Origin of the sequence: Rossellomorea sp. NPDC071047 (genome assembly GCF_050270195.1) — a bacterium.
Lineage (GTDB): Bacteria > Bacillota > Bacilli > Bacillales > Bacillaceae_B > Rossellomorea.
Map to the genome: position 1 here is coordinate 59,199 of NZ_JBNNJT010000003.1, position 23,261 is coordinate 82,459.

Consider the following 23,261-nt stretch of genomic DNA (forward strand, 5'->3'; position numbering starts at 1 on the left):
GGTTAATTGTAATGTTTTCAAACGTTTTCACACATAATAAATGGAAATACATTTGGTCATATATATTCCCTAACATTTATTTGATGGCATTTCCTCCATATTTCTTATATATTGAAAATTTAAAAATCCGGTGTACAGAGGGTGTAAAACATAGTACGATTGAAAAATCTTATTTTTTCGAAAGGAGGATCTTAATCATGGCCAAAAAAGAACAATGGACTTCTAAGATTGGATTTATTCTGGCGGCTGCCGGTTCTGCTATAGGACTCGGAGCCATTTGGAAATTCCCGTATATGGCAGGTGCAAATGGAGGAGGTGTCTTCTTCTTACTCTTTATCCTTTTCACCGTTTTAATCGGTGCACCCATCCTTCTGGCAGAGTTTGTCATCGGAAGACGGGCGGGAGCCGACGCCGTTACTTCCTATAAAAAATTGGCGCCTCATTCTTATTGGCATTGGATCGGCTATTTAGGAACGGTTGTTTCTTTTATCATATTATCTTTTTACAGTGTTGTAGGCGGATGGATCCTTTCTTACTTGGCCCGGAGTGTGACAGGCTCTTTAATCGGGAAATCTCAAGAGGAATACGGAACCTTATTCGAGAGCATCATTGCAAACCCAAAAGAAGTGCTGATTGCACAATTCCTCTTTATTGTCATCACAGTACTTGTCGTACAAGGCGGGATTCAAAAAGGGATTGAACGGGCAAGCCGTTATATGATGCCGGCATTATTTATTTTATTTATTATTTTAGTCATCAGATCCCTTACCTTGGAAGGTGCAATGGAAGGTGTCCGCTTCCTGTTATTGCCGGACTGGAGCTATCTGAATGGGGAAACGGTATTACTTGCGTTAGGTCAAGCATTCTTTGCACTAACGGTCGGACTTTCTGTCATGGTGACGTATGCATCCTATCTTTCAAAAGAGGACAGCATGCCAAGATCCGCCATTAGTGTATCCGGGTTAAATATCTTTATTTCATTATTGGCAGGGTTGGTCATTTTCCCTGCTGTGTACGCCCTTGGTTTCCAACCAGATGAAGGACCTGGAATTGCTTTTGTGGTTCTGCCAGCCGTGTTTAATGAAATTGCCTTCGGTGGCATTTTCTTAACAGTGTTCCTGATTTTACTGTTGTTTGCAACCCTGACATCTGCTTTCTCCATACTTGAAATCGGGGTCGCGGCCTTTTCGAAAGGGAATCAATCGAAACGAAAGCCATTTACATGGTTAATAGGGATTCTTGTGTTTTTTGCAGGTATTCCAAGTGCCCTTTCATTTGGTGTATTCGGAGATTTCCTCATTCAAGGAAAGAACTTCTTTGACTTTGCCGATTATATTACGAGTAATTTTGGATTGCCGATAGGGGCATTATTGATCAGTATTTTCGTCTCCTACCGATTAAAGCGAGAAGATGTATGGAGCGAAATCCAATCTGGTTCGTCTATATCACCGGCCCTGTTCAACAGCTGGATCTTTCTATTGCGCTACATCGTACCAGTGGCCATCATACTTGTTTTCATATCATAAATGAGAGGTCCGTCCCTGTAGGCGGGCCTTTTATTTTTAACATTTTGTTCACGAGAATGCGGGCTTTTTTTTTCAAAATGGTGATAAACTGTAGATATAAGGAAGGTATTCTATGGGGAGGGACTTTAGCATGTCACACTTTGGTGAGAATTTAAAAAGGGTACGCGAAGAGCGAAAACTATCTCAACAGGAGCTTGCTTTAAGGGCCAGATTAGGTACAAAGACAATCGAAAAGTATGAATCCGATCTTCAGATTCCCGATACGCAAACGATTTTAAAGCTGTCTACTGTCCTTGATATACCCGCTTCTGAACTGCTGGAACGGGAAGTGAAAGACCATCCTCCAGCAGGCATTGACGCTGAAATGGAACAGCTGATCAAAGAGTTGGGGCCAAAAAGAACAAAGCTGATCCTCCGTAAGGCAAAGGAATTCTCTGAAGAAGATTTCCTGCGTGTGATGCAAATGTTGTATGAACTGAAATATGAAAAGAGCGAAAGCTAAAAACTTTTTATGAAATGATGTATATATAGTGAAAAAAGGGGTCATACTGAAAATAAGCTTTCTAAGTATTCCCCCTTTTGTTTTCATTTGTTGGACGATATTTTATCGTCCTATTTTTTTTTGCCCAAATAAAAAAGTGACAGGCACAAATATGTTCTTTTGTCCTGGCACCCTTCATTTCCTAACTATGATTCTCAACAAATCGCTTCATCCGTTTTACGGCTTCCTGCAGCTGCTCCATACTTGAGGCATAAGAACAACGAATATATCCTTCTCCGCCTTTACCGAACACGTTACCGGGTACAACCGCAACTTTCTCTTCCATAAGAAGCTTTTCTGCAAATTCCTCTGAAGTCATTCCTGTTTTTTTAATGGAAGGAAAGGCATAGAACGCTCCCCCCGGGGTATGGCAGGTTAATCCGAACTCATTGAGGGAATCAACAAAATAGTGTCGTCGATGACGATAGCTTCTCTTCATTTCCATCACATCATCCATCCCTTTATCGAGTGCCTCCACAGCAGCATGCTGAGCAGGAGTAGACGCACACATCATGGCGTATTGATGTATTTTAAGTAAGGATGAAGCGATCTCTTCAGGAGCACAAATAAACCCCAGTCTCCACCCCGTCATGGCAAACCCTTTCGAGAATCCATTGATTACGAGTGTCCTTTTTCTCATATCCTTTAAAGAAGCAATGGACACGTGGCGATGATCATAAGCAAGCTCAGAGTAAATCTCATCTGAAAGTACAACTAGATCATGCTTTCGAATCACTTCTGCCAACTCTTCCAGGTTCTCTCTTTCAAGGACCGTCCCCGTTGGATTATTGGGCGAACATAATAAGACGGCTTTTGTACGCGGAGTGATGGCTGCTTCGAGTTCTTCGGCTGTTACTTTGAAGTCATTTTCCGGCTTGGTTCCGATCGTTACAGCTACACCACCTGCCAATTGAACAAGAGGTACATAGGAAACGAATCCAGGTTCCACCACAATGACCTCGTCTCCTTGATCAATGATTGCCCGCATACTGATATCAAGGGCTTGAGAGGCACCGACCGTCACAATGATCTCATCTTTCGGATCGTAGTCTACGGAGTAGCCCTCTTTCATATACGCGGCTATCTTCTCCCTCAGCTCCAGTAGACCTGCGTTCGCTGTATAGGAGGTGTAGCCTTGCTCCAAGGAAAGAATCGCGGCTTCCCGCACCGTCCAGGAGGTAATGAAATCCGGTTCCCCAACCCCGAGCGATATGACCCCTTCCATATTTGCTGCCAAATCAAAGAATCTCCGGATACCGGAAGGCTTTAAGTTTTTCACAGATTGAGATATGTAGGATGTCTTGGTTTTCATGGAGACACCACAATTCGTTTATCTTCACCATGATCACCAAAGATGGTGCCGTCATGCTTATATTTCTTCAATTGAAAATGAGTTGTTGTAGATAAAACGGAATCCAGAGTAGACAGTTTTTCAGAAACGAATGTAGCAACTTCATGCATGGTCCGGCCCTCCACCGTTACAGAAAGGTCATACGCCCCAGACATTAGATAAACACTTTTTACTTCTTTGTAACGATAAATACGATGGGCAACTTCATCGAATCCCACTCCCCTTTTCGGAGCTACTTTCACATCGATCATGGCCGTTACCCCTTCATGACCTTCTATTTTGGACCAATCCACAACGGTACTATATCTGACAAGAACATTGTCTTTTTCAAGTCTCTCAATCGCATTCTCTATTTCCTCTGTTGTCACTTGAAGCATCTTCGCTATATTCTCTGTGGAAATCCTGGCATCTTTCTGTAAAATCCTTACCAAATCAAGCTCCATTTCTCTTAGTTGCATTCCGCTTCCTCCTCATCACCACTAAATGGTTTTATTATATCAGAAGTAACTGTTATGAAAAGAGGGATCCTCACTTTAAATCTATTTTCCCCATTACATCCATAATTACAATTGGATATGAGACAACTTTCGAATTCAGGTGTTAAATGCGGAAATAGGGGTAAAATATCTGTAAACTTGTAGAGAGGAGTGACGAAGTATGCAAGAACAAGACTTTGCAAAGGTGGTTCAGGTGAATGGTGCCAATGTTTATTTTGAACATCATCAGCATCCCGAAGCCACGGAAACCTTCGTCCTTCTTCATGGATTTCTATCATCAACCTTTAGCTTTAGACGGCTTACTCCTCTTTTGAAAGAAAATTATAATGTCATTTCCATCGATCTCCCTCCCTTTGGGAACAGTGAGAAGAACAATCGATTCATCTATTCTTACGACAATCTGGCCAACACGGTCATCGCCTTATTAGACCACTTGAATGTTAGCAACGTGCATTTAACCGGCCATTCCATGGGCGGCCAGATCGCTCTGAACGTGATGAAAAAAGCACCCTCCCTAGTCGAAAAGGGCGTACTCCTGTGCAGTTCCGGCTATCTCAAGAAAATGAAGTGGCCAGTCACGATGCTGAGTCATATTCCCTTTTTCCATCTGTATGTAAAACTGTGGCTTACACGATCAGGGATACGGAATAACCTTGAAAATGTTGTACATGATTCAAAAATGATCGATGATGAAATGATGTTTGGGTATCTGAAACCATTTCTGGAGGATGATATTTTCAAGGCATTGACAAGGATGATTCGAGATCGTGAAGGAGATTTATCTGAGAGCGAATTACGCAACATCCAAACACCTTGCCTCCTTGTGTGGGGAGAACATGACAGAGTGGTACCTTTATCCACGGGACATAAGCTGAAACAGGATATCCCGAACTCCAGGCTGGTGATCTTAGAAGAAACCGGCCATCTCGTTCCTGAAGAGAAGCCTGAAGAAGTATTGGAACATATCCATCAATTTGTATCAGCCCCTCTTGAAGGAATTACAGAGGATTCGGAGACACAGCCTTTATACAAACAAGGACTTTCCCAAACGCTCATATCTGAAACGTAGGGAGAAGTCCCTTTTTTATTTCTAAAAGAAGTTAAATCAGTCACGATCCGTTATAAGGATAAACAAATAATTTTCATCTTTTTCAAATACATCATATGATTATATTAATCATTACATATTTAGAAAGGGGACAAATTCGTGAGTAAATTCGAAGAAATCATTAACCGAAAAGGGTCATCCTCCGTAAAATGGGACCTGACAAAGACGGTGTTTGGGAGTGACGATGTTCTGCCTATGTGGGTGGCAGATATGGATTTTCTGCCGCCACAAGATGTGTTGGATGCCCTCCAGGATCGGCTGAAACACGGGATCTTTGGTTACACCTTTGTTGGAGATGAAACGGCAGCAAGCATTAAGGAATGGGTCCAAAAACGTCACGGCTGGGACATTGAGAAAACGTGGCTCCAATACAGTCCAGGAGTCGTGCCGGCGATTTCCACGATTATTCAGGCACTTACTGTTCCGGGAGATAAAGTGCTCGTACAATCTCCTGTCTATACACCCTTTTTCAGCCTGGTGGAAGACAATGACCGGGAAATTGTAAATGCTCAACTGGATTATGGTGACGGAAGCTATTCTATCGATTTTGGTGCATTTGAAGAAGCTTTGAAAACAGGTGTGAAGCTCTTTTTATTATGTAATCCACACAATCCGAGCGGTCGTGTATGGAAAAAAGAAGAGCTAATGAAAATAGCTGAATTATGCCATCAGTACAATGTGGTGATCGTGTCGGATGAAATTCATTCAGATCTGGTTTATGAAACTCATACCCATATTCCACTGGCATCTCTCAGTGACTCGACCAGAGATATCACGATCACGTGCATCGCACCAAGCAAAACCTTCAACCTTGCAGGATTACAGGCTTCAGCCATGATTACTCCCAATCCGGATCTCCGGGAAAAAATCGCCGCCATTCATAAAAAACAGGGCTTCTTCACTCTCAATACGTTTGGGATTGTCGGAATGGAAGCAGCCTATCGCTTTGGCGGGGCATGGCTGGAAGAGATACTAGTGTACCTGCAGGAAAACGTGAGAGTCACGAAGGAATTCATTGGAGATCACCTGCCCCATCTCCAATTGGTGGACCCTGAAGGAACTTATTTGCTCTGGATAGATTGTACAAAGATGGAACTCTCTGATGAAGAGCTCAAGGAGCGTCTATTGAACAAAGGAAAACTCGCATTGGAACCGGGAACAAAATACGGACCTGGCGGGGAAGGCTTTGTTCGAATGAATATTGCCTGTCCAAGAGAAACGTTGATGGATGGGTTGGAGAGGTTGCGAAAAGCTTTAAACTAATGTAAAAAAAACGGGAAGAGTTGCCGGCAACTCTTCCCGTTTTTTGTTTTGTAGCAGTGAAGCCATCGCTCTGGTCGATGGGCATTTTTTCATATTTAGTTGTACCTGGTACGTTCCAGTCATTTGTACCAGGTACACACTGTGTTACAACTCCACACTCATTTTATTTCTTCTTATCACTCACAATTTCCCCGCAGGCAATACGTTTACCGGAATCTCCTGAAGGCTGGGTCATCCCATCATCTTTGTTTTCATCGATGACCAAAGACGTCCCATCTTTGGTGAAAAGGGAAGTCTTCCCTTTCGTCAAGGTGACACCACCTGCCATCAGTTTGACTTTTGCTGTGCCATCATCCTCGACAATGATGTTAGGAAGATCTCCTCCATGTGACCCCTCAGGATGCAGAAGTCCATGTTTTTTATCATCAGGATTGAAGTGATTCCCAGCAGATACAAAATCCGGTCGTTCACATGCTCCTTTTTCGTGGATGTGAATCCCATGTTCACCGGGGGGCAAACCTTCAAGGTCCAATCCGACTTCCACTCCATCCGACTTCTCTTGCAGGGTCGCTTTCCCTAGTGAATCCCCGCTCTCGTTTTTCAATTCCACTTCTACCTTTTTAGGGTTTTCGATGGCACATGCCCCAAGTAATACACTTATCATGATCATATATAATAGTGATGATTTTTTCATTTTGCACTTCCTCCAAATCTGCGTACTCTTCCACCATTGTTGACGTTTGAGTGAAAAAGTATTCCTCTTTTTCACCCAAAAAGAAGCTGTTGGGTCTGAGGCGGTGATAGATGAAAGTAGTGTTGAATCAACACAACAAAAAAACACGCCTATACATTTAAGCGTGTTCCACTCTTTTTATTCTGATTCCCTGTTATGCTTCCCGGCTTCCTCTTCCATCTTCTTCGTTTTCAATTCTTCACGCTTTGAAACCTTTATAATTAAACGGAACGTCAATAAGGCAGCTATTAAGAAAATGGCCATCGTAATGCTTGCAGGGATATATTCCGACTTATCTTCAGGAAAGTATAGAAACAAGTTTAGTACATAATAAGAAAGCATCGTAAGCTCCTTTCAAAAAACAAACTCTTCGTCTATTATACCAACACTGCCGGGGACAAACCAACTTGAAATCGCTACGTTTTTAACGATTTATTGAACAGGCCATGAAACAAGCCTCGACAATTTCCGAGGAAATATCCGGTTACCCTTTTAGAGCCCCTCCCCCCAAAAAAAAAGAGCCCTAAACCCCAATTAGGGTTTTTAGCTCTCTCACTACTATTTTACAACCTTAATATTTTCAATCACAATATCTTCTTTCGGAAGATCGTTCTCACCAACTTCTACATTGGCCATTTCATCGACGATGTCCATTCCTTCGACCACTTGACCAAAGACCGTATGCTTTTGATCAAGCCAAGGGGTTCCACCATTCTCCATATAGGCTTCGATGATTTCTGCCGGGAAACCGGCTGATTTCATTTGATCTTCAAATTGTGGGTCTATGTCATGCTTCTGCACGATGAAGAATTGACTTCCATTCGAATCAGGGCCTGCATTTGCCATGGAAAGGGCACCACGAAGATTGAATAATTCAGGTGAGAATTCATCTTCAAAGGATTTGCCATAAATACTTTCCCCACCAGTTCCGTTTCCATTCGGGTCTCCCCCCTGGACCATGAAGTCTTTGATCACGCGATGGAATTTAAGTCCGTCATAATAGCCGTTTTCACTATGAGTGATAAAGTTCTCGACGGTTTTAGGTGCCTGCTCAGGGAAAAGCTTGATCTTAATCGTTCCCATCGAGGTTTTCATTTCTACCAATTTTTCGTTTTCAGCAACTTCTGTTGTAAGCTGAGGGTATGTCATTGTGTCATCTCCTTTGGAATCTTCTGCCGTATTCTTGTTTTCTTCTGTTTGTTGTGTTTCTTCTTTAGCCGAATCTTCCTTCTCTGTTTGTCCACAAGAGGCAAGTACTAAACCTAATAAACACAGGATCACGATCATCAGACGCTTCATATATGTACCTCCACATGTTACCTTTATAGTAGTTCTTTCAACATTCATTCCGCTTTCATTATAATAAAGATTGAAGTATTAGAGGAGGTTTTTTTATGAAAAACATACAAATTGGTGATTATGTCACAGCTTTTTATAAAACAGGCAAGTATATCGGGGAAGTAACCGGAGAACGGCCAGGGGGCTATGTGGTGAAGATTCTCTCCGTCCTGAAGCATCCACGGCAAGGCGATTTACACAATCCCCAGGAAGTGGACGTCCCACTGTTCCACGAACGAAAAGCCCTTGCACACCGTGAGCAGGCGAATATGCCCGAGAAGATGGTGAAGCCGTTTGAGGGGAACATTCCAGATTATAATGAATCATTGGTCTCTGCATACCTTAAACTGAAGAAAGAGCTGGAAGAAGACCCAACTCCCCACGCCAAGAAGAGCCTGGAAACACTCGGGTCGATTCAAAGAGAATACGAACTGATGTATAGCCTGACATTTTAAACATAGATGAGGGACGGACCTTAGGAAGGTCCGTCCCTCATCTCGTTATGCAAGCTGGTTGTAAAATTTGGACAGGTCGATTCTTTCCCCGATGGTGGTTGGTTCCGCTTTATCGAGGTATTTTTTATCTTTTTCGACCAGGTTGTAGATATGGTGGGTGGTGAGGGCATCATCTAAAGCTTTATGATGCTTTCCGACTCCTTCCCTCCCGTATTCCTGGACTGCTTTCCATAGCCCGGTTTGGTTTTGATCACCAAAGAATCGTTTATATTCCATGGACAAGTCGACGAATTGAGCTTGGAAAGGAAATGGAATGCCGGACTGTGTACAGTTATCACGCAGTACCTTCATATCCATGTTTCCCCACGTCACTACTTTGTCGATCCCTCTTGCATTCAACCCGGAAAAATAGTCAATCAAACATTGAAATGAGATTCCTGAATCGACTTCCTGCTGGTTAATCGATAAGAACCGTTTACAGCGGTTGGTCAGTTTGGGAAACGCAGTCGGTTTCACATAAGATGAAAACGAATCGGACACTTTCCCTTTCTCAACCACTACAACACCAGCTTCAATAATCTCAGGAAAAAAACCTTTGGGGACTCTATGTCGTTCAGGCATAGAAAACTCAAAATCTATAAACACAAGCTGTTCCGGTTTCGCCACTATACTCCCTCCTCAAAATCTAGATAAGACCCCAATTTATCTATAATAAAAAGAATTCATCATTAAAATAAAATCGGTACTCACTCCAATTTTCCACACTTCTTATTCTTACATTATATCATGATGAACCTGTAAATTATGACTAATTCCCGGTTTTCCCCGTGAATAAATGTTGTTCGGTGGACTGGAGTCTCAATCTTTAATAAAATGAATATTTAGGTATACGAAATAAAATCCATACAGAAGGTGTTAACCATTTCAATCAAAAAAAAGAATTTGACGATTATGCTTATGGCCAATTTCCTGGTTGCGGCGAGTGCGACGATGGTTTTGCCGTTTTTGTCCCTTTATATTGAAACCTTTGGTACGTACAGTCATGAATACGTTCAACGCTGGTCAGGATTTGTGTTCGGGGTTACATTCTTAACAGCTTTCTTTATTTCTCCCTTTTGGGGAAGAATCGGAGACCGCTTCGGCTATAAACCGATCCTTCTTATCACAGGGTATGGAATTGCCACATCGATTTTTCTGATGGGCTTTATGGATTCCGTTTGGGGGCTTTTCGTCCTTCGTATGATCATGGGTGCGGTGACAGGTTTCATTCCCACTTCAATGGCCCTTATTTCGGCTCAGACTCCAAAGGAAGAAGCAGGACGTACGCTTGGCACCCTGCAAATGGGAACTGTTTCAGGAGGACTATTCGGTCCAGTCATCGGTGGGTTACTGGCTGATAATGTAGGCTTTTCCTACACTTTCATTTTCACCTCCATCGCCATTGCCATTGCAGCAACCGTTGTTTTACTTGGCATTGACGAGCAAAGGAGTAAAGAGCAACGGAACCAGCGAAATAAGTATTCAAGTATTGAAGTGCTTCAGCATATTTTCAGTCACAGATTATTAGTGACGGTTCTCTTATTGTCATTCCTTATCCAGGTAGCAAACTTTAGTATTCAGCCTCTTCTCGCCCTCTATGTAGATGAACTTACCTCTTCTACAAATCTGGCATTTCTGGCGGGAATTGCTTTCTCTGCAACCGGGTTTGGTAATTTACTTGCGACACGGCGATGGGGCCAGCTTGGTGATGATATTGGTTATGAAAAGGTGTTATCGATCCTCCTTGTCCTTGCCTCCATTTTCATCGTACCCCAAGCACTGGCTGTAGAACTGTGGCAGCTTGTCCTGTTCCGGTTCTTGTTCGGCATCGCGATCGGCGGGATGATTCCATGTGTGACCGCTTATATACGTCAGGAAGCCCCCATCAGTATGCAAGGGGAAGTACTTGGGTATAATCAGAGCTTTCGCTTTCTCGGAAACGTGGTCGGACCTGCTTTTGGCGGGATCGTGTCAGGATATATTGGTATTTCTTCCGTTTTTTATGTAACAGGTGCTTTATTCTTATGCGCTTTTGGATTATTATGGTGGAGTATGCGTCATTCTGAAACAACCAGCCATGTGAAAGATTACTAGAAAAGTAGAGTGAGAAATGAGAATTTTCGCAGGTTATATAACGGTCATTAGTGTTATGTTCATCTTCTTTACCACATTATTTTTTGCGACGGATGAATGGAACAAAGTACAAAGCTTTCAAGATGAATTAGAACACTCGGTAAGGACCGATAACTTACATCTAAATCGTACCAGTTTACTGCTTGATCAGAACGGTAAGGTATTTTCGGAAGTGAACCGCCCGTTCAGAATATATATTCCGGATGAGCAGATCCCCCCTTTCATGAAGGATATCCTTGTCGCTTCAGAGGACCAGCATTTTTATGAACATGTCGGGTTCGATGCCGGAGCGATTCTCCGGGCTGTCGTGAAAAACCTGGTGTTCACCCACATCCAGCAAGGTGGGAGCACGATTACACAACAGCTTGCAAGAAACCTGTATCTAGGGCAGGAAAAAACGTACAATCGTAAATTGACCGAGTTATTTTACGCCCATGAAATTGAAAAATCGTTATCAAAAGATGAAATATTAGAGCTTTACCTTAATGTCATTTACTTCAGTAATGGCGTTTACGGGATTGAAACAGCGTCACAGTATTACTTCCAGAAGAGTGTAACGGAACTCAATCAGGCAGAGATGGCGTTCATTGCATCGATTCCCAATAACCCGGGAAAATATGATCCCATCGATCATTTCGATCAAACCAAAGTTCGTCAGGAACGTCTTCTCGATATTCTCGTCAGTACGGATAAGCTATCCAAAGAAGAAGCGGAAAAAATGAAAAAAGTGCCGATTAGCTTAAACGTTCGCAAAAAAATCGACTTATATCCTGATTATGCTTTTTATGTGGAAAGTGAATTAAAAGAGCTGATTTCGCTTCACGAGGGATACAAAGTGGAACTGGCAAATGCCGCTTCTCCGAAGGAAAAGGAGAAAGTAGCACAGAAGCTCAATGAACGTTTTCAACAAGTGATTTCCTCAGGAGTTCAAATTCAAACCGGACTGAACCCTGAGCTGCAACAAAAAAGTGTGAAGGCTTTAAATGGACAGCTTCAGAAAGAATTACAAGGGGCCACTGTCACCATCGACAACAAGACAAGGACCATCGCGGCAATAACAGGAGGAAGGAACTACCAGAAATATAACTTCCATCACGCTTTTCAAGCTTTCAGACAACCTGGATCAGTGATTAAGCCACTTCTTGTATATGGTCCGTATATCGAGAAATACCAGGCTTCCATCACTGAAAAAGTAAATGCGAACCGGTACTGTATAGGTGACTATTGCCCGATAAACTATGGAGGAGTCCAGCCTGGAACCGTTACGATACAACAATCCTTAGCACAATCGTATAACGCCCCATCATTGCGATTGATGGAAAAAACAGGCATGGAAGAAGCTTTCAAATCGTTATCCCCTTTTTCATTTGAGAAGGTGTTAAGCGAGGATCAAACCTATGCAGCATCCGTAGGGGGATTCACTTATGGAATGAGCCCCCTTGAAATGACGGATGCTTATACGTCCTTTATTGATGGGAAGTACCAGGAAAGTCATGCGATCATTCATGTGAAGGACAATGAAGGAAACATCCTTTATCAATGGAAGAACGAGCCGAAGACGGTTTGGTCCGCAGATACAACCTCTAAAATGAGAAAGATGCTGGGCGAAGCCGCTACTTCCGGGACCGGGAGAGCAGCTTACGTATCAAAGCCCTATGTGGGGATTAAGACAGGAACCACCAATAACTATCATGATTACTGGGTCATGGGAATAACAGATACATTCACTACCGGCGTATGGGTTGGGCATGACATTCCCCGTAATATGAGTCATATTGAACAACAGCGTCCAAGTCATAAGATTTGGAAGCAGATCATGGAATAATAAAGAGTCTGCAGCACGTGCTGCAGACTCTTTGTCTATAACTTCACCTTCGAGATAACCGGCAAACTCGCCATCACACCATTGTATAATTTCAAACACACAAAGAAAATCGTTAGAAATAAGGATGACCATGAAAACACCTGTAAACCAACGACTCCGAAGATCCCCACTTTCGAGAGGGACGGACTAATTTTATAAACAAAATAAATAAAATACACGACTGAACTCAGCGCAAAGATAATCAACAATCCCAGGAAGGATTTCAGACTCAGTACTGACACAAGGCCACCGATAAAATAAATCATCGAGCCTGTTCGAACACGGTTATACAATTGCCCATCTGAATCCATGGAGAAAAACAGCATTGAAATACCATTGATCGTCTCCGCTATCAGCTTCAAGGCAGCAAACACCATAAAAAAAGCAACCATTAATAGTATCAAAATCGCGAGCTTCAGTTGCATATCCGATAAAAATTCCCTCATTCCGGGATAGACACCGATCTTCTTAAAGATGTCTACGAATACTTCCACTCCATAAACGGAAAATGTAAGGCTAAATAATAATATAGAGAAAAGAGGCAAGTAGCTTGTTAAGTATGTATTTTTCACTAATAACTCTCCCATAACGATTCTTTGACCACTCTCATCATAATCGTTTATGAGTATCTTGAAAAGGGTATAGAATCAGAAGAAACAATGACTATATGCCTATCACCTGTTTCACGGAAAGCACAAAAAGACCGGCCCTTCCATGATTGCAGAAAGGACAGTCATTTATTGCTGAGGATTGGAATGTGGCACTACACGGATATATTCTCTGGATCCAAAAGGATGTCTTTGCCTGATGGGATCATTCGTCATTTCTTCTTCCACTTCTTCCGTTTCACCATATTGAACTGGCCGGATGTTCATACTGGTCGGGTCTTCCATTTCAATCATTCCTCTATTAAACCGATCTTGTGATTCAATTAACCACGCAAAGCCAAAAAAAGTAAAGAATATGGTCGTAACCGCTACAGTTTTCTTTTTCATAACTTCACCACCTTATGGATAGGATTCTCCAATTTAACCGAAACTATTCTGTAGTTGGTTGGAATCACATGAAAAAAACCAACAAATTTCCGTTGGTATTTTCCGTCTATCTACATATTTAATACTTCATGAACAATCTGATACGAATGGAATCCTGAGTAATGCAAGCATTTATTTTTTACGTTATAATGCTCTTTGAGGTTCAGCTTCGGTCGAGGTTTTTGAAATAAGATGCATATTTAAAAACAGGAAAGACATTAGACCATGCTTAAGAATAAATGAATTTTACATGAGGGGGGTTTTATATGACTTTGTTACATTGGGCTATTGTATCGCCTTTTTTATTTGCTATACTCATTCCATTTCTTTATAAGGCATTTCGGAATGTACATACTGGTTGGTTCGTATTACTGCTTCCAGTCGCTTTATTCACTTATTTTTTCCAATTCATCTCCATCACTAAGAATGGGGACACCGTCAAGGAAACCTTGGAGTGGATGCCGTCCTTCGGAATCAACTTCATTGCCTACGTTGACGGACTCGGATTGCTGTTCGCCCTGCTCATCACAGGGATCGGTTCACTGGTTGTCCTGTACTCGATTTATTACTTAGATAAGAAGAAAGAACAACTACATAATTTTTATGTGTATTTAATGATGTTCATGGGAGCGATGTTGGGCGTTGTCCTATCGGATAACTTGATCGTTCTTTATATGTTCTGGGAATTCACATCCATTTCCTCATTCTTATTGATCGGCTACTGGTATCACCGTGAGCGGTCAAGATACGGAGCCCAGAAATCCATGCTCATTACAGTCTTTGGTGGACTGAGCATGCTTGGGGGATTCTTACTTCTCTATCTTATGAGCGGGACCTTCAGCATCAGGGAATTAGTCATGCATTCCGATCAGCTCATGACAGAAGTGCTTTTCCTTCCAGCATTACTTCTGATCCTGTTGGGGGCTTTCACGAAGTCCGCTCAATTCCCGTTCCATATTTGGTTACCTGATGCCATGGAGGCACCGACACCGGTCAGTGCATACCTGCATTCTGCCACAATGGTGAAAGCCGGAATTTATCTTGTTGCCCGCTTGAGTCCTGTATTCGCTGAATCAAGTGTATGGTTGTGGCTAGTGGGCGGATTCGGTATCTTTACACTGTTCTGGGGATCCTTTAATGCTGTGAAACAAACAGACCTGAAAGGAATACTTGCGTTTTCAACCGTCAGTCAACTTGGTCTGATCATGTCTTTATTGGGAGTCGGCGCGGCTGCTCTCCACTACAGTGAATTAGATGAAAATATTTATATGGTTGCAACCCTTGCTGCCGTATTCCATTTGATCAATCACGCGACCTTTAAAGGAAGCTTGTTCATGGTTGTCGGAATTATTGATCATGAAACAGGCACCAGGGATATCCGTAAGCTTGGCGGGTTGATGAATTTCATGCCGATCACTTTCACCATTGCGATCATCGGAGCCTTCTCCATGGCAGGACTTCCTCCATTTAATGGTTTCCTTAGTAAAGAAATGTTCTTTACAGGAATGGTAAGGGTACTTGAAATGGATATATTCAACCTGGATACAGTGGGTATGATTTTCCCGATCCTTGCCTGGGTCGGTAGTGTGTTCACGTTTATTTACAGCATGATTCTTGTGTTTAAAACCTTCACTGGTAAGCATCAACCAGAGAAATTGGAAAAGAAACCGCATGAAGCTCCTCTTGGAATGCTTATTTCTCCAATTATCCTGGCTTCACTTGTGATCATTTTTGGTTTCTTTCCAAATATCCTGTCAGAACGAATCATCGCTCCGGCAGTGGCTGCCATTACTCCAAGCCTTATTCAGGAAGGACATGCAGTCAAAACCCATATTTCATTCTGGCATGGTTTTACGCCTGAACTATTTATGACTTTTGGAGTCATTCTATTTGGAATTCTGTTATATCTCCTACTGCCAAACTGGAGAAAAATATACACTTGGATACCGGACCGTTTCACCTTGAATTCATTTTATGATGGTGGATTAATAGGAGCCGAACGCGGAGCTTACAGCTTTACAAAAGGCTATATGACAGGGTTTATCCGTACGTATCTCGTATATATCTTCTCCTTTTTAACCGCCGTATTACTGTTTAGTTTGTGGTTTAAAGGGGCATTTGCGATCAACACGGATGAATTGGCCCCGATTGGAGTCTATGAGGTGGCCATAGCGCTTTTACTTGTTATCAGCTCTGCAACCATCTTGTTTGCAAAGTCAAGATTAACGTCCATCATTGCGCTGGGAGCTGCCGGATATACGGTTTCTTTATTCTTCGTATTATTCCGTGCTCCGGATCTTGCTCTGACACAGCTTGTGATCGAGACCGTGTCCGTTGCTCTATTCTTACTCTGCTTCTATCATCTGCCTCCTTTAAGCAGGCATGAAGAACGAATGAGATTTAAGCTTGGAAATGCTTTGATTGCGATAGGTGTGGGTCTAGTCGTTACCTTGTTTGCGATTTCTGCATACAGCACAAAACTTTTCGATTCTATTTCAAGCTATTACATCGAGAATGTCTATGAAGAAGCCGGCGGTAAGAATATGGTAAACGTTATACTCGTTGACTTCCGTGGATTTGATACATTATTTGAAATTTGTGTATTGGCGATCGCCGCACTTGGTATTTTCTCCATGATTAAATTGCGTCTGACAAGGGGGAAAGAAGGATGAAAACAAAAACGAATGACGTCATCTTACAAACCGTAACGAACGTTGTCGCATTCATCATTATCCTGTTTTCTCTGAGACTTTTCTTCGCCGGGCACTATACCCCGGGTGGAGGCTTTATTGGAGGATTGATGACGTCGGCTGCGCTTGTACTACTATTATTGGCGTATGATATCAAAACGGTAGCTAATATCCTGCCGGTGGATTATAAAATCATTACTGCGATTGGTTTACTCCTGGCAGTGGCGACTTCTGCGGGGGCACTTCTGTTTGATGTCCCTTTCCTGACTCACGCGTATGATTATTTCCATCTTCCCCTGTTAGGAAAGACATCCCTGCATACAGCCGTTTTATTTGATACGGGAGTGTATCTGGTTGTCATCGGTGTCACGATGACCATTATTCAAACGATTGGAGTGAGCGAATAATGGAAATATTAATGGCCATTGTTGTCGGAATCCTTATTACGATCGCCGTTTACTTAATGCTATCCAAAAGCTTGCTCCGAATCATCATCGGGACAGCATTGTTGAGTCACGGCGCTCATCTTTTACTTCTTTCGATTAGTGGTCTAAAAGGAGGAGCTGCACCTCTTCTTGGCGAACACGCAAAATCTTATGTCGATCCGTTACCACAAGCATTGATTCTAACAGCGATTGTTATCAGCTTTGGAGTGACAGCTTTCTTCCTTGTTCTTGCTTATCGTGCATATCAAGAGCTTGGAACGGATAATATGGATCAAATGAGAGGAAACGAAGGAAATGACTAACTTATTAATACTACCTATTTTAATCCCGTTATTTACGGCGATTATCTTAATGTTTTTCAGCAAATATATAAAAGTACAACGTGGAATTTCAAGCCTTTCAACTCTGGCTACCATTGCAGCATCCCTTGTACTTATCAACACCATCAATAATGATGGAATACAAACGATTAACTTAGGAAGCTGGGTGGCCCCTTTCGGGATTACACTCGTTTCTGATATGCTCTCTGCTTTACTGGTGACGACGACAAGCATCATCACATTGGTCGTGTTACTGTATTCCTTTAAGTCGATAGGGGCAGACAGAGAACGATTCTACTACTACCCTGTTGTTCAGTTTCTATTGGTGGGAGTGAACGGAGCATTTACAACCGGGGATATCTTTAACCTCTTCGTCTTTTTCGAAGTGATGCTTATGAGTTCATATGTACTGCTCGTTCTAGGCGGGACGAAGGCTCAATTGCGTGAGGGAATCAAATACATTCTCGTGAATGTCATCTCCTCTGCTCTATTCGTCATTGCCGTGGCGTACTTGTATTCAGTGGTAGGGACATTGAATATGGCAGATATTTCGAGAAAGATTGCTGATGTGAATCAGCCAGGGATACTTACAGCGATCGCTATCATGTTTCTCTTAGTCTTTGGACTTAAGGGGGCGATCTTCCCTCTTTACTTTTGGTTACCAGGCTCGTATTACGCACCACCAACACCGGTGCTTGCTTTATTCGGTGCCTTGCTCACGAAAGTGGGGATCTATTCGATTTTACGAACGTACACGTTATTCTTCTACCATGATATCGGGTATACACATGAAATCCTGAGTATGTTAGCCATCCTGACAATCGTCCTCGGCTGTATCGGGGCCATCGCGTATTGGGATGTTAAGAAGATCATCATCTACAACATCATCATCGCAGTCGGTGTGATCTTGTTCGGGGTGTCAACGATGAACCCAGAAGCATTAGAAGGGGCGGTTTACTATCTCGTTCATGACATGATTATTAAAGCGGCTCTATTCCTCCTGGTTGGAGTGATGATTGCCATAACCGGGACAACCAACCTCAAGAAAATGGGCGGTCTCATTAAAGAGTACCCTTGGCTCGGCTGGACGTTCCTTGTTGCAGCCTTCTCCTTGGCAGGTATCCCTCCTTTGAGTGGTTTCATAGGGAAACTATTAATTCTAAGAGGAAGCTTTGCTGCAGAAGCCTATGTAGGTGCTGGTGTCATACTGGCATCGAGTCTAATGGTCCTGTATTCTGTTATCAAAATCTTCCTGAACGGTATATGGGGAACTCCGAAAGAATACAACGGAGTTTCAAAAGGTCATGCCCGTTACTTATGGATGACATCCGCGCTACTCGTCGTGTTAGCCGTATGTTACGGCTTTGGTGCCGAGGCAGTTCGACCTTTATTCTCACAAGCAGCAGAAGTACTGGTAAATCCGAATCTCTATATAGACGCAGTGTTAAAGGAGTAATGTAGAATGGCATTTCAAATTTTATTAAACTTTTTCCTGGCCTTTGTCTGGATGTTTCTTTCGGTATCCTTTACTTCTCAGTCATTTATTATTGGCTATTTGCTAGGATTGCTTGTGATTTTTGCATTCAGAAGATTTTTCAACTCACGATTTTATTTATTACGCGTGGCTGCCGTGATCAATTTATTCTTCCTGTTTTTAAAAGAACTGATCCTTGCTAACATCTCGGTCTTAAAAACGATACTAAGACCCAAGCTTGATTTCCAACCGGGAATCTTCGCATTACCGACAGACTTAAAAACAGATTGGGAGATTACCTTATTAGCTAATCTCATTACCTTGACACCCGGGACACTCGTGATGGATGTATCGTATGATAATAAGATTCTTTATGTCCATGCCATCGATATCCCTGATGTGGATCAAGCCATTGATGAAATTAAAAATTCCTTTGAAAAAGCCATTATGGAGGTGAGTCGCTAATGTTACACACGATTTTTCAAATCACACTGCTATGCGTCTCCCTATCCATGCTGGGACTTGTATACAGGGTTGTGAAAGGGCCAACCACCCCCGATCGTGTGGTAGCCCTTGATGCAATCGGTATCAATCTGATCGCTATCATCGCCCTCGTATCCATGATGCTCGATACTTATGCCTTCTTGGAAGTTATTCTCCTTCTTGGGATTCTGGCTTTCTTAGGAACCGTTGCCTTTTCAAAGTTCTTAGAGAAAGGGGAGATCATCGAACGTGAGCGAGATCATTAGATTTTTCATCGGGTTCTTCTTAGTAGTAGGAGGGTTTCTCAGCCTGGTCACTGCCTTTGGTTTGCTGAGACTCCCGGATGTATATACGAGAAACCATGCGGCTTCTAAAAGTGCGACACTTGGCGTGATGTCGATTCTCTTGGCAACATTCCTTTACTTCTATTTGGAGCATGGACACTTTAATTCAAGACTGATTCTGACAATCGTCTTCATCTTTGTAACGGCACCTGTCGCTGGACACCTCATCTCAAGAGCTGCATATAATTCCGGGGTTAAGCTTTGGGATAAAAGTGTAAAGGATGACTTAAAAGATAAAAAAGAATACGATCGCCAAAACAGTCAATAAAAAGCATATGATGAAAAAAAGGCTTGACCACATGAGGATTTCCTCAATTGGTCAAGCCCTTTTCTTATTGTTGATACAAATGATTCTCCACACTTCCATCCTGTTTGTGTATAACAAGCGTGCCGGAATGATCCGTCACATAGTCCTTTGCCTTTGACAATAGCTTATCCTTTGTCTCTTCTACCAGGATGGCACGTTGTCCGTCTGCTTTCTTTAATTGCCAGCCGTCGTCATGTGGACTGACATGATATTCGGTTTTATCCGAAGCATTTCCTTCTTCAGACTTATGGGCCTGGTCGGTGGCAATCGCAATCGCTCGTCCCTCTTCATACCCTTCATCAAGAAGAGCATTGGCAATCTCAATGGCTTTGTTCCGAACATCCTCAGGCAGGTTTTTCAGTGAATCAGGATAATCATTTTTTGTCCAACTCATTAAATATAGCCTCCTAATCGATTGGTTAGTAATTGATTTCCCATTTATTCACTTTTCAAACATTTGGATATGTAAGAATTTCATTTAGCGTTTCGGCACAACTGCCATCGTACATCTTGAAACACAGATCAATTGATCGTCCTCATCCGTGATCTTAATCTCCCAAACCATTGTAGTCCTCCCTTGATGCATCACCGTTCCTGTGGCGGTAACATGGCCTTCACGCTTTGCTTTAATATGATTGGCATTGATCTCCAAACCGAAGCATATCTCCTTATCCAGATCAATTAATTGCACCGCCCCAACACTTGCAACCGTTTCTGCAAGTGCCACCGATGCTCCTCCATGAAGGAATCCGAATGGCTGCCTCGTGCTTTCATTTACGGGCATCGTCGCAATTACTTTTCCTTTACCTAATTCAACAAACTCAATTCCTAACGTACTGATTAATGTATTTTCCATATTCATGTGAATCACCTCATATATTTTCTTCTCTACTATCTGTTCTAGAGAGTCTGTTAAAATCCTTTATTTTCCCTAAAAGGGCTTGTCTGCTCTTCCCCTCTACCTTTTGTTTCATGAATAATTCCCTCTTCATTTTCATACATTTCCTTAGAGTATTCCTATGAAAGGGGTTATGTTATGTATCGGTACCATCCTTTTTATCCGCCTGTTCAACGCCCCTACCCGCCTATTTATTCAAGGACACAGCCTGTTTTTTCATATTATCGCAATTATCCTCCTGTTGATAGCAACACGTTCATGTCTTCAGCAGGTAAAACGTTAAGCTTGATGGATGATGCCCGAAAGGTGCTGCAACGAATTAACAACTCAAAAGATTTTTCAAAGAAGTTTATGAGTGCTGCACAGCAATCGAACCTCCCTGAAGTACATAAACTACTTCAAACCATCGGCACAAAAGTACAGCCTGTCGTTTCATTCAATCCTGACGGTGTGCGTTTAGTCTTTGATGAGAAGCTTGGCCAGGTGGATTGCTGTCATTTGATTGTGATTGTCCGGTGGATGTAGTGTATGGCCTTTGGGCATCCCATCCCTTTCACCATAACGAAAGAATAGCAGTGTCATAGGCGACACTGCTATTCTTTCGTTATTCTTTTTATCTACTTGAGTGTGTTAATTCATTTTGTAAGTGATGAGCCCTCTGTGAGCAAGGGGACCTGTCCCCTTGCTCTTTACAGAATAATGGCTGCAATCCAGCCGAATAGTATCAGTGGAATATTGTAGTGTAAGAATGTTGGTACACACGTGTCCCAAATGTGGTTATGCTGTCCATCCGCATTTAATCCGGCTGTTGGTCCGAGCGTACTGTCCGATGCCGGAGAACCTGCGTCACCAAGTGCCCCTGCTGTCCCGACGATCGCAATCGTTGCGAGCGGGCTGAAGCCAAGCTCCATGGCAAGAGGTACGAAAATGGCTGCGATGATTGGAATCGTGGCAAATGAAGAACCGATGCCCATCGTCACCAGAAGTCCTACGATCAACATGATCAGAGCCGCTAATGCCTGGTTTCCGCCGATTACGTCAGCAGTCGCTTCAACCAATGTTTCGACATCGCCTGTGGCTTTTACCACTTCAGCAAAGCCTGATGCAGTAATCATCACAAAGCCTATGAAGGCCATCATTTTCATTCCTTCATTCAGTAACCCGTCAGCCTCTTTCCATTTAACCGATCCTGTGATGTAAAGAACGGCGATACCGGCTAATGCACCAAAGATCATTGATTCCAGCTGAAGCTGAACATATAGAGCGACTACGATAGAAACGATAGCAAAAATCATCGCTCTTTTATTGTACCCGACCTTCTCTTCAGAGATCACTTCTTCACCTTCATTGTATTCCCTTGGTTTACGATAGCTCACAAATACGGCGATCAGTAACCCTATCACCATCCCCCCTACAGGGATAAGCATCGCCTTCGGAATATCACCTAACGCAATTTCCATGCCGCTTGCTCCCATGTTTTGAGCAATGATTTCATGGAACTGCAAGCCGAATCCTACTGGCAAAAGAATATACGGAGCCGTTAAACCAAACGTAATCACGGATGCGATTAAACGTCTGTCAATGCGTAACTCTGTCATCACCTTCAATAAAGGTGGAATCAAAATAGGAATAAAAGCAATGTGAATCGGAATCACATTTTGTGAAAAACAAGCCATAATTAAAATTGATAATACAATAAGTGCTTTCGAAAGGGCCGTTTTTCTAGAATCGCCTTTTTTCCCAACTACTTTAAGGACCCAGTCAACAAGCAGGTTTGGGATTCCCGTATAGGAAATCGCCACCGCGAATCCACCCAGTAATGCATAACTCAAGGCGATACTTGCCCCGCCGCTGATTCCTTCAGTAAATATGGTTATCGTCTCGTTTAACCCCAGCCCACCAGTCAATCCACCGACTAACGCACCAGTGATCAGAGCGAATACAACATTCACGCGAACCAGACTTAGTACAAGCATGACAAGAACCGCTATAACAACTGCGTTCATAACTACCTTCCTCCTCAAAATTCTCCATACAACGATATATCCCTTTACTTTAGTTCGCTAAATTGGTAGAGTAATAAAATCACGATTTCAACTTTAACAAGATAAAGAGAGTTTGTCAACACTTTAGCAGAGTAAAAGGAGAGTGGAAGGTTTTTAGTTGAGGATCTGGTTTATGGAGAGGCTCGGGTTTGGTTTCCATTAAATGTTAATCGGCTGGATTCTGGTTAAAAACGGCCGGATTCTTCTCCATTCCGGCTTGATCCTGAAGAAAAGTGGCTGGATTTTTGCCTATTTCGGCCGGATTATCGTCAAAAATGGCCGGATTACCAGCTTTTCCTAATCGGGAGCCACGTATTATCTACAATTTCAGCCACCAAAATCATGAACTCTCACAAAAAAAGCCTTCTTTCA

The 23,261-nt window shown here is 42.6% G+C and carries 27 protein-coding genes; 16 read left to right on the forward strand and 11 right to left on the reverse strand.

What is annotated here, in order from left to right:
• Positions 1 to 197 precede the first annotated feature (197 nt).
• Both ACQKFO_RS12305 and ACQKFO_RS12310 read left to right on the forward strand, forming a co-directional pair.
• Positions 198 to 1,526: a sodium-dependent transporter gene (locus ACQKFO_RS12305; RefSeq protein WP_427598977.1), complete on the forward strand. Its 1,329-nt coding sequence runs from the start codon at positions 198 to 200 to the stop codon at positions 1,524 to 1,526.
• A 130-nt stretch (positions 1,527 to 1,656) separates the two neighbouring features.
• A complete protein-coding gene (locus ACQKFO_RS12310; RefSeq protein ID WP_427598978.1) occupies positions 1,657 to 2,028 on the forward strand; it encodes a helix-turn-helix domain-containing protein in 372 nt (123 codons plus the stop codon).
• Between the two features lie 181 nt (positions 2,029 to 2,209).
• Here the strand turns inward: ACQKFO_RS12310 and ACQKFO_RS12315 are convergent, their stop codons facing one another.
• Both ACQKFO_RS12315 and ACQKFO_RS12320 read right to left on the reverse strand, forming a co-directional pair.
• The gene (locus ACQKFO_RS12315; protein ID WP_427598979.1) at positions 2,210 to 3,379 is read right to left on the reverse strand and encodes an aminotransferase; all 1,170 of its coding nucleotides are present in this window, start codon (positions 3,377 to 3,379) and stop codon (positions 2,210 to 2,212) included.
• Positions 3,376 to 3,876 carry an Lrp/AsnC family transcriptional regulator gene (locus ACQKFO_RS12320; RefSeq protein ID WP_427598980.1) on the reverse strand — a complete coding sequence of 167 codons (501 nt, stop codon included), beginning with the start codon at positions 3,874 to 3,876 and terminating at the stop codon, positions 3,376 to 3,378. Before ACQKFO_RS12320 ends, ACQKFO_RS12315 begins: the two co-directional genes overlap by 4 nt.
• 199 nt (positions 3,877 to 4,075) lie before the next feature.
• Here ACQKFO_RS12320 and ACQKFO_RS12325 point away from each other — a divergent pair, with 199 nt between their 5' ends.
• On the forward strand, positions 4,076 to 4,984 hold the full coding sequence (locus ACQKFO_RS12325; RefSeq protein ID WP_427598981.1) for an alpha/beta fold hydrolase: 909 nt from the start codon (positions 4,076 to 4,078) through the stop codon (positions 4,982 to 4,984).
• A gap of 138 nt (positions 4,985 to 5,122) precedes the next feature.
• Positions 5,123 to 6,286 (forward strand): MalY/PatB family protein, encoded by a 1,164-nt coding sequence (locus ACQKFO_RS12330; protein WP_427598982.1) that lies wholly within the window; start codon positions 5,123 to 5,125, stop codon positions 6,284 to 6,286.
• 163 nt (positions 6,287 to 6,449) lie between these two features.
• Here ACQKFO_RS12330 and ACQKFO_RS12335 read toward each other — a convergent pair whose 3' ends face one another.
• The 3 genes from ACQKFO_RS12335 to ACQKFO_RS12345 form a co-directional block, all read right to left on the reverse strand.
• Positions 6,450 to 6,980, reverse strand: coding sequence for a superoxide dismutase family protein (locus ACQKFO_RS12335; RefSeq protein ID WP_427598984.1), 531 nt, complete (start codon positions 6,978 to 6,980; stop codon positions 6,450 to 6,452).
• A gap of 177 nt (positions 6,981 to 7,157) precedes the next feature.
• Entirely contained in the window at positions 7,158 to 7,361 is a 204-nt protein-coding gene (locus ACQKFO_RS12340; RefSeq protein WP_148970735.1) for a hypothetical protein, read from the reverse strand.
• Positions 7,362 to 7,577: 216 nt separating this feature from the next.
• Entirely contained in the window at positions 7,578 to 8,318 is a 741-nt protein-coding gene (locus tag ACQKFO_RS12345) for a peptidylprolyl isomerase (protein WP_427598986.1), read from the reverse strand.
• A gap of 95 nt (positions 8,319 to 8,413) precedes the next feature.
• Here ACQKFO_RS12345 and ACQKFO_RS12350 point away from each other — a divergent pair, with 95 nt between their 5' ends.
• The gene (locus ACQKFO_RS12350) at positions 8,414 to 8,812 is read left to right on the forward strand and encodes a kinase-associated lipoprotein B (RefSeq protein ID WP_427598988.1); all 399 of its coding nucleotides are present in this window, start codon (positions 8,414 to 8,416) and stop codon (positions 8,810 to 8,812) included.
• A 45-nt stretch (positions 8,813 to 8,857) separates the two neighbouring features.
• Here the strand turns inward: ACQKFO_RS12350 and kapD are convergent, their stop codons facing one another.
• Positions 8,858 to 9,478, reverse strand: a complete 621-nt coding sequence (gene kapD / locus ACQKFO_RS12355; RefSeq protein WP_148970738.1) for a 3'-5' exonuclease KapD — start codon at positions 9,476 to 9,478, stop codon at positions 8,858 to 8,860.
• Between the two features lie 255 nt (positions 9,479 to 9,733).
• On the opposite strand from kapD, the gene ACQKFO_RS12360 reads away from it, so the two are divergent.
• Both ACQKFO_RS12360 and ACQKFO_RS12365 read left to right on the forward strand, forming a co-directional pair.
• Positions 9,734 to 10,945, forward strand: a complete 1,212-nt coding sequence (locus tag ACQKFO_RS12360; protein WP_427599502.1) for an MFS transporter — start codon at positions 9,734 to 9,736, stop codon at positions 10,943 to 10,945.
• 16 nt (positions 10,946 to 10,961) lie between these two features.
• Positions 10,962 to 12,809, forward strand: coding sequence for a transglycosylase domain-containing protein (locus ACQKFO_RS12365; protein WP_427598989.1), 1,848 nt, complete (start codon positions 10,962 to 10,964; stop codon positions 12,807 to 12,809).
• Between the two features lie 35 nt (positions 12,810 to 12,844).
• Here the strand turns inward: ACQKFO_RS12365 and ACQKFO_RS12370 are convergent, their stop codons facing one another.
• Together ACQKFO_RS12370 and ACQKFO_RS12375 are read right to left on the reverse strand one after the other, a co-directional pair.
• Positions 12,845 to 13,420, reverse strand: coding sequence for a DUF5366 family protein (locus ACQKFO_RS12370; protein WP_427598990.1), 576 nt, complete (start codon positions 13,418 to 13,420; stop codon positions 12,845 to 12,847).
• A gap of 165 nt (positions 13,421 to 13,585) precedes the next feature.
• Positions 13,586 to 13,843 carry a hypothetical protein gene (locus tag ACQKFO_RS12375; protein ID WP_427598992.1) on the reverse strand — a complete coding sequence of 86 codons (258 nt, stop codon included), beginning with the start codon at positions 13,841 to 13,843 and terminating at the stop codon, positions 13,586 to 13,588.
• A 305-nt stretch (positions 13,844 to 14,148) separates the two neighbouring features.
• On the opposite strand from ACQKFO_RS12375, the gene ACQKFO_RS12380 reads away from it, so the two are divergent.
• The 7 genes from ACQKFO_RS12380 to mnhG are packed head-to-tail and all read left to right on the forward strand — an operon-like array spanning position 14,149 to position 19,907.
• Positions 14,149 to 16,554 (forward strand): Na+/H+ antiporter subunit A, encoded by a 2,406-nt coding sequence (locus ACQKFO_RS12380; protein ID WP_427598994.1) that lies wholly within the window; start codon positions 14,149 to 14,151, stop codon positions 16,552 to 16,554.
• A complete protein-coding gene (locus tag ACQKFO_RS12385; protein WP_148970744.1) occupies positions 16,551 to 16,979 on the forward strand; it encodes a Na(+)/H(+) antiporter subunit B in 429 nt (142 codons plus the stop codon). The genes ACQKFO_RS12380 and ACQKFO_RS12385 overlap by 4 nt, the downstream gene beginning before the upstream one ends.
• The gene (locus ACQKFO_RS12390; RefSeq protein ID WP_044338125.1) at positions 16,979 to 17,320 is read left to right on the forward strand and encodes a Na(+)/H(+) antiporter subunit C; all 342 of its coding nucleotides are present in this window, start codon (positions 16,979 to 16,981) and stop codon (positions 17,318 to 17,320) included. Before ACQKFO_RS12385 ends, ACQKFO_RS12390 begins: the two co-directional genes overlap by 1 nt.
• Complete coding sequence (locus ACQKFO_RS12395; protein WP_427598996.1) at positions 17,313 to 18,794, forward strand: Na+/H+ antiporter subunit D; 1,482 nt, start codon at positions 17,313 to 17,315, stop codon at positions 18,792 to 18,794. Before ACQKFO_RS12390 ends, ACQKFO_RS12395 begins: the two co-directional genes overlap by 8 nt.
• A gap of 6 nt (positions 18,795 to 18,800) precedes the next feature.
• The gene (locus tag ACQKFO_RS12400) at positions 18,801 to 19,277 is read left to right on the forward strand and encodes a Na+/H+ antiporter subunit E (protein ID WP_148970746.1); all 477 of its coding nucleotides are present in this window, start codon (positions 18,801 to 18,803) and stop codon (positions 19,275 to 19,277) included.
• The gene (locus ACQKFO_RS12405; protein WP_113968950.1) at positions 19,277 to 19,561 is read left to right on the forward strand and encodes a Na(+)/H(+) antiporter subunit F1; all 285 of its coding nucleotides are present in this window, start codon (positions 19,277 to 19,279) and stop codon (positions 19,559 to 19,561) included. Before ACQKFO_RS12400 ends, ACQKFO_RS12405 begins: the two co-directional genes overlap by 1 nt.
• Positions 19,545 to 19,907, forward strand: coding sequence for a monovalent cation/H(+) antiporter subunit G (gene mnhG, locus ACQKFO_RS12410; RefSeq protein ID WP_427598999.1), 363 nt, complete (start codon positions 19,545 to 19,547; stop codon positions 19,905 to 19,907). The genes ACQKFO_RS12405 and mnhG overlap by 17 nt, the downstream gene beginning before the upstream one ends.
• 64 nt (positions 19,908 to 19,971) lie before the next feature.
• On the opposite strand, the gene ACQKFO_RS12415 is transcribed toward mnhG, so the two are convergent.
• Both ACQKFO_RS12415 and ACQKFO_RS12420 read right to left on the reverse strand, forming a co-directional pair.
• Positions 19,972 to 20,340, reverse strand: coding sequence for a DUF2188 domain-containing protein (locus ACQKFO_RS12415; RefSeq protein ID WP_427599000.1), 369 nt, complete (start codon positions 20,338 to 20,340; stop codon positions 19,972 to 19,974).
• A gap of 84 nt (positions 20,341 to 20,424) precedes the next feature.
• A complete protein-coding gene (locus tag ACQKFO_RS12420) occupies positions 20,425 to 20,808 on the reverse strand; it encodes a PaaI family thioesterase (protein WP_427599002.1) in 384 nt (127 codons plus the stop codon).
• Positions 20,809 to 20,982: 174 nt separating this feature from the next.
• Between ACQKFO_RS12420 and ACQKFO_RS12425 the strand changes: the two genes are divergently transcribed.
• Positions 20,983 to 21,369, forward strand: a complete 387-nt coding sequence (locus ACQKFO_RS12425; protein ID WP_427599004.1) for a hypothetical protein — start codon at positions 20,983 to 20,985, stop codon at positions 21,367 to 21,369.
• A 164-nt stretch (positions 21,370 to 21,533) separates the two neighbouring features.
• On the opposite strand, the gene ACQKFO_RS12430 is transcribed toward ACQKFO_RS12425, so the two are convergent.
• Positions 21,534 to 22,850, reverse strand: coding sequence for a Na+/H+ antiporter family protein (locus ACQKFO_RS12430; RefSeq protein ID WP_427599005.1), 1,317 nt, complete (start codon positions 22,848 to 22,850; stop codon positions 21,534 to 21,536).
• 202 nt (positions 22,851 to 23,052) lie between these two features.
• On the opposite strand from ACQKFO_RS12430, the gene ACQKFO_RS12435 reads away from it, so the two are divergent.
• Positions 23,053 to 23,190: a hypothetical protein gene (locus ACQKFO_RS12435; protein WP_427599007.1), complete on the forward strand. Its 138-nt coding sequence runs from the start codon at positions 23,053 to 23,055 to the stop codon at positions 23,188 to 23,190.
• Positions 23,191 to 23,261: the final 71 nt, after the last annotated feature.

Coding starts and splice junctions, on each gene's coding strand:
- ACQKFO_RS12305 (WP_427598977.1), top strand. CDS start 198: ATGGCCAAAAAAGAACAATGGACTTCTAAGATTGGATTTATTCTGGCG.
- ACQKFO_RS12310 (WP_427598978.1), top strand. CDS start 1,657: ATGTCACACTTTGGTGAGAATTTAAAAAGGGTACGCGAAGAGCGAAAA.
- ACQKFO_RS12315 (WP_427598979.1), bottom strand. CDS start 3,379: ATGAAAACCAAGACATCCTACATATCTCAATCTGTGAAAAACTTAAAG.
- ACQKFO_RS12320 (WP_427598980.1), bottom strand. CDS start 3,876: ATGCAACTAAGAGAAATGGAGCTTGATTTGGTAAGGATTTTACAGAAA.
- ACQKFO_RS12325 (WP_427598981.1), top strand. CDS start 4,076: ATGCAAGAACAAGACTTTGCAAAGGTGGTTCAGGTGAATGGTGCCAAT.
- ACQKFO_RS12335 (WP_427598984.1), bottom strand. CDS start 6,980: ATGAAAAAATCATCACTATTATATATGATCATGATAAGTGTATTACTT.
- ACQKFO_RS12340 (WP_148970735.1), bottom strand. CDS start 7,361: ATGCTTTCTTATTATGTACTAAACTTGTTTCTATACTTTCCTGAAGAT.
- ACQKFO_RS12345 (WP_427598986.1), bottom strand. CDS start 8,318: ATGAAGCGTCTGATGATCGTGATCCTGTGTTTATTAGGTTTAGTACTT.
- ACQKFO_RS12350 (WP_427598988.1), top strand. CDS start 8,414: ATGAAAAACATACAAATTGGTGATTATGTCACAGCTTTTTATAAAACA.
- ACQKFO_RS12365 (WP_427598989.1), top strand. CDS start 10,962: ATGAGAATTTTCGCAGGTTATATAACGGTCATTAGTGTTATGTTCATC.
- ACQKFO_RS12375 (WP_427598992.1), bottom strand. CDS start 13,843: ATGAAAAAGAAAACTGTAGCGGTTACGACCATATTCTTTACTTTTTTT.
- ACQKFO_RS12380 (WP_427598994.1), top strand. CDS start 14,149: ATGACTTTGTTACATTGGGCTATTGTATCGCCTTTTTTATTTGCTATA.
- ACQKFO_RS12385 (WP_148970744.1), top strand. CDS start 16,551: ATGAAAACAAAAACGAATGACGTCATCTTACAAACCGTAACGAACGTT.
- ACQKFO_RS12390 (WP_044338125.1), top strand. CDS start 16,979: ATGGAAATATTAATGGCCATTGTTGTCGGAATCCTTATTACGATCGCC.
- ACQKFO_RS12395 (WP_427598996.1), top strand. CDS start 17,313: ATGACTAACTTATTAATACTACCTATTTTAATCCCGTTATTTACGGCG.
- ACQKFO_RS12400 (WP_148970746.1), top strand. CDS start 18,801: ATGGCATTTCAAATTTTATTAAACTTTTTCCTGGCCTTTGTCTGGATG.
- ACQKFO_RS12405 (WP_113968950.1), top strand. CDS start 19,277: ATGTTACACACGATTTTTCAAATCACACTGCTATGCGTCTCCCTATCC.
- ACQKFO_RS12415 (WP_427599000.1), bottom strand. CDS start 20,340: ATGAGTTGGACAAAAAATGATTATCCTGATTCACTGAAAAACCTGCCT.
- ACQKFO_RS12420 (WP_427599002.1), bottom strand. CDS start 20,808: ATGAATATGGAAAATACATTAATCAGTACGTTAGGAATTGAGTTTGTT.
- ACQKFO_RS12425 (WP_427599004.1), top strand. CDS start 20,983: ATGTATCGGTACCATCCTTTTTATCCGCCTGTTCAACGCCCCTACCCG.
- ACQKFO_RS12430 (WP_427599005.1), bottom strand. CDS start 22,850: ATGAACGCAGTTGTTATAGCGGTTCTTGTCATGCTTGTACTAAGTCTG.
- ACQKFO_RS12435 (WP_427599007.1), top strand. CDS start 23,053: ATGTTAATCGGCTGGATTCTGGTTAAAAACGGCCGGATTCTTCTCCAT.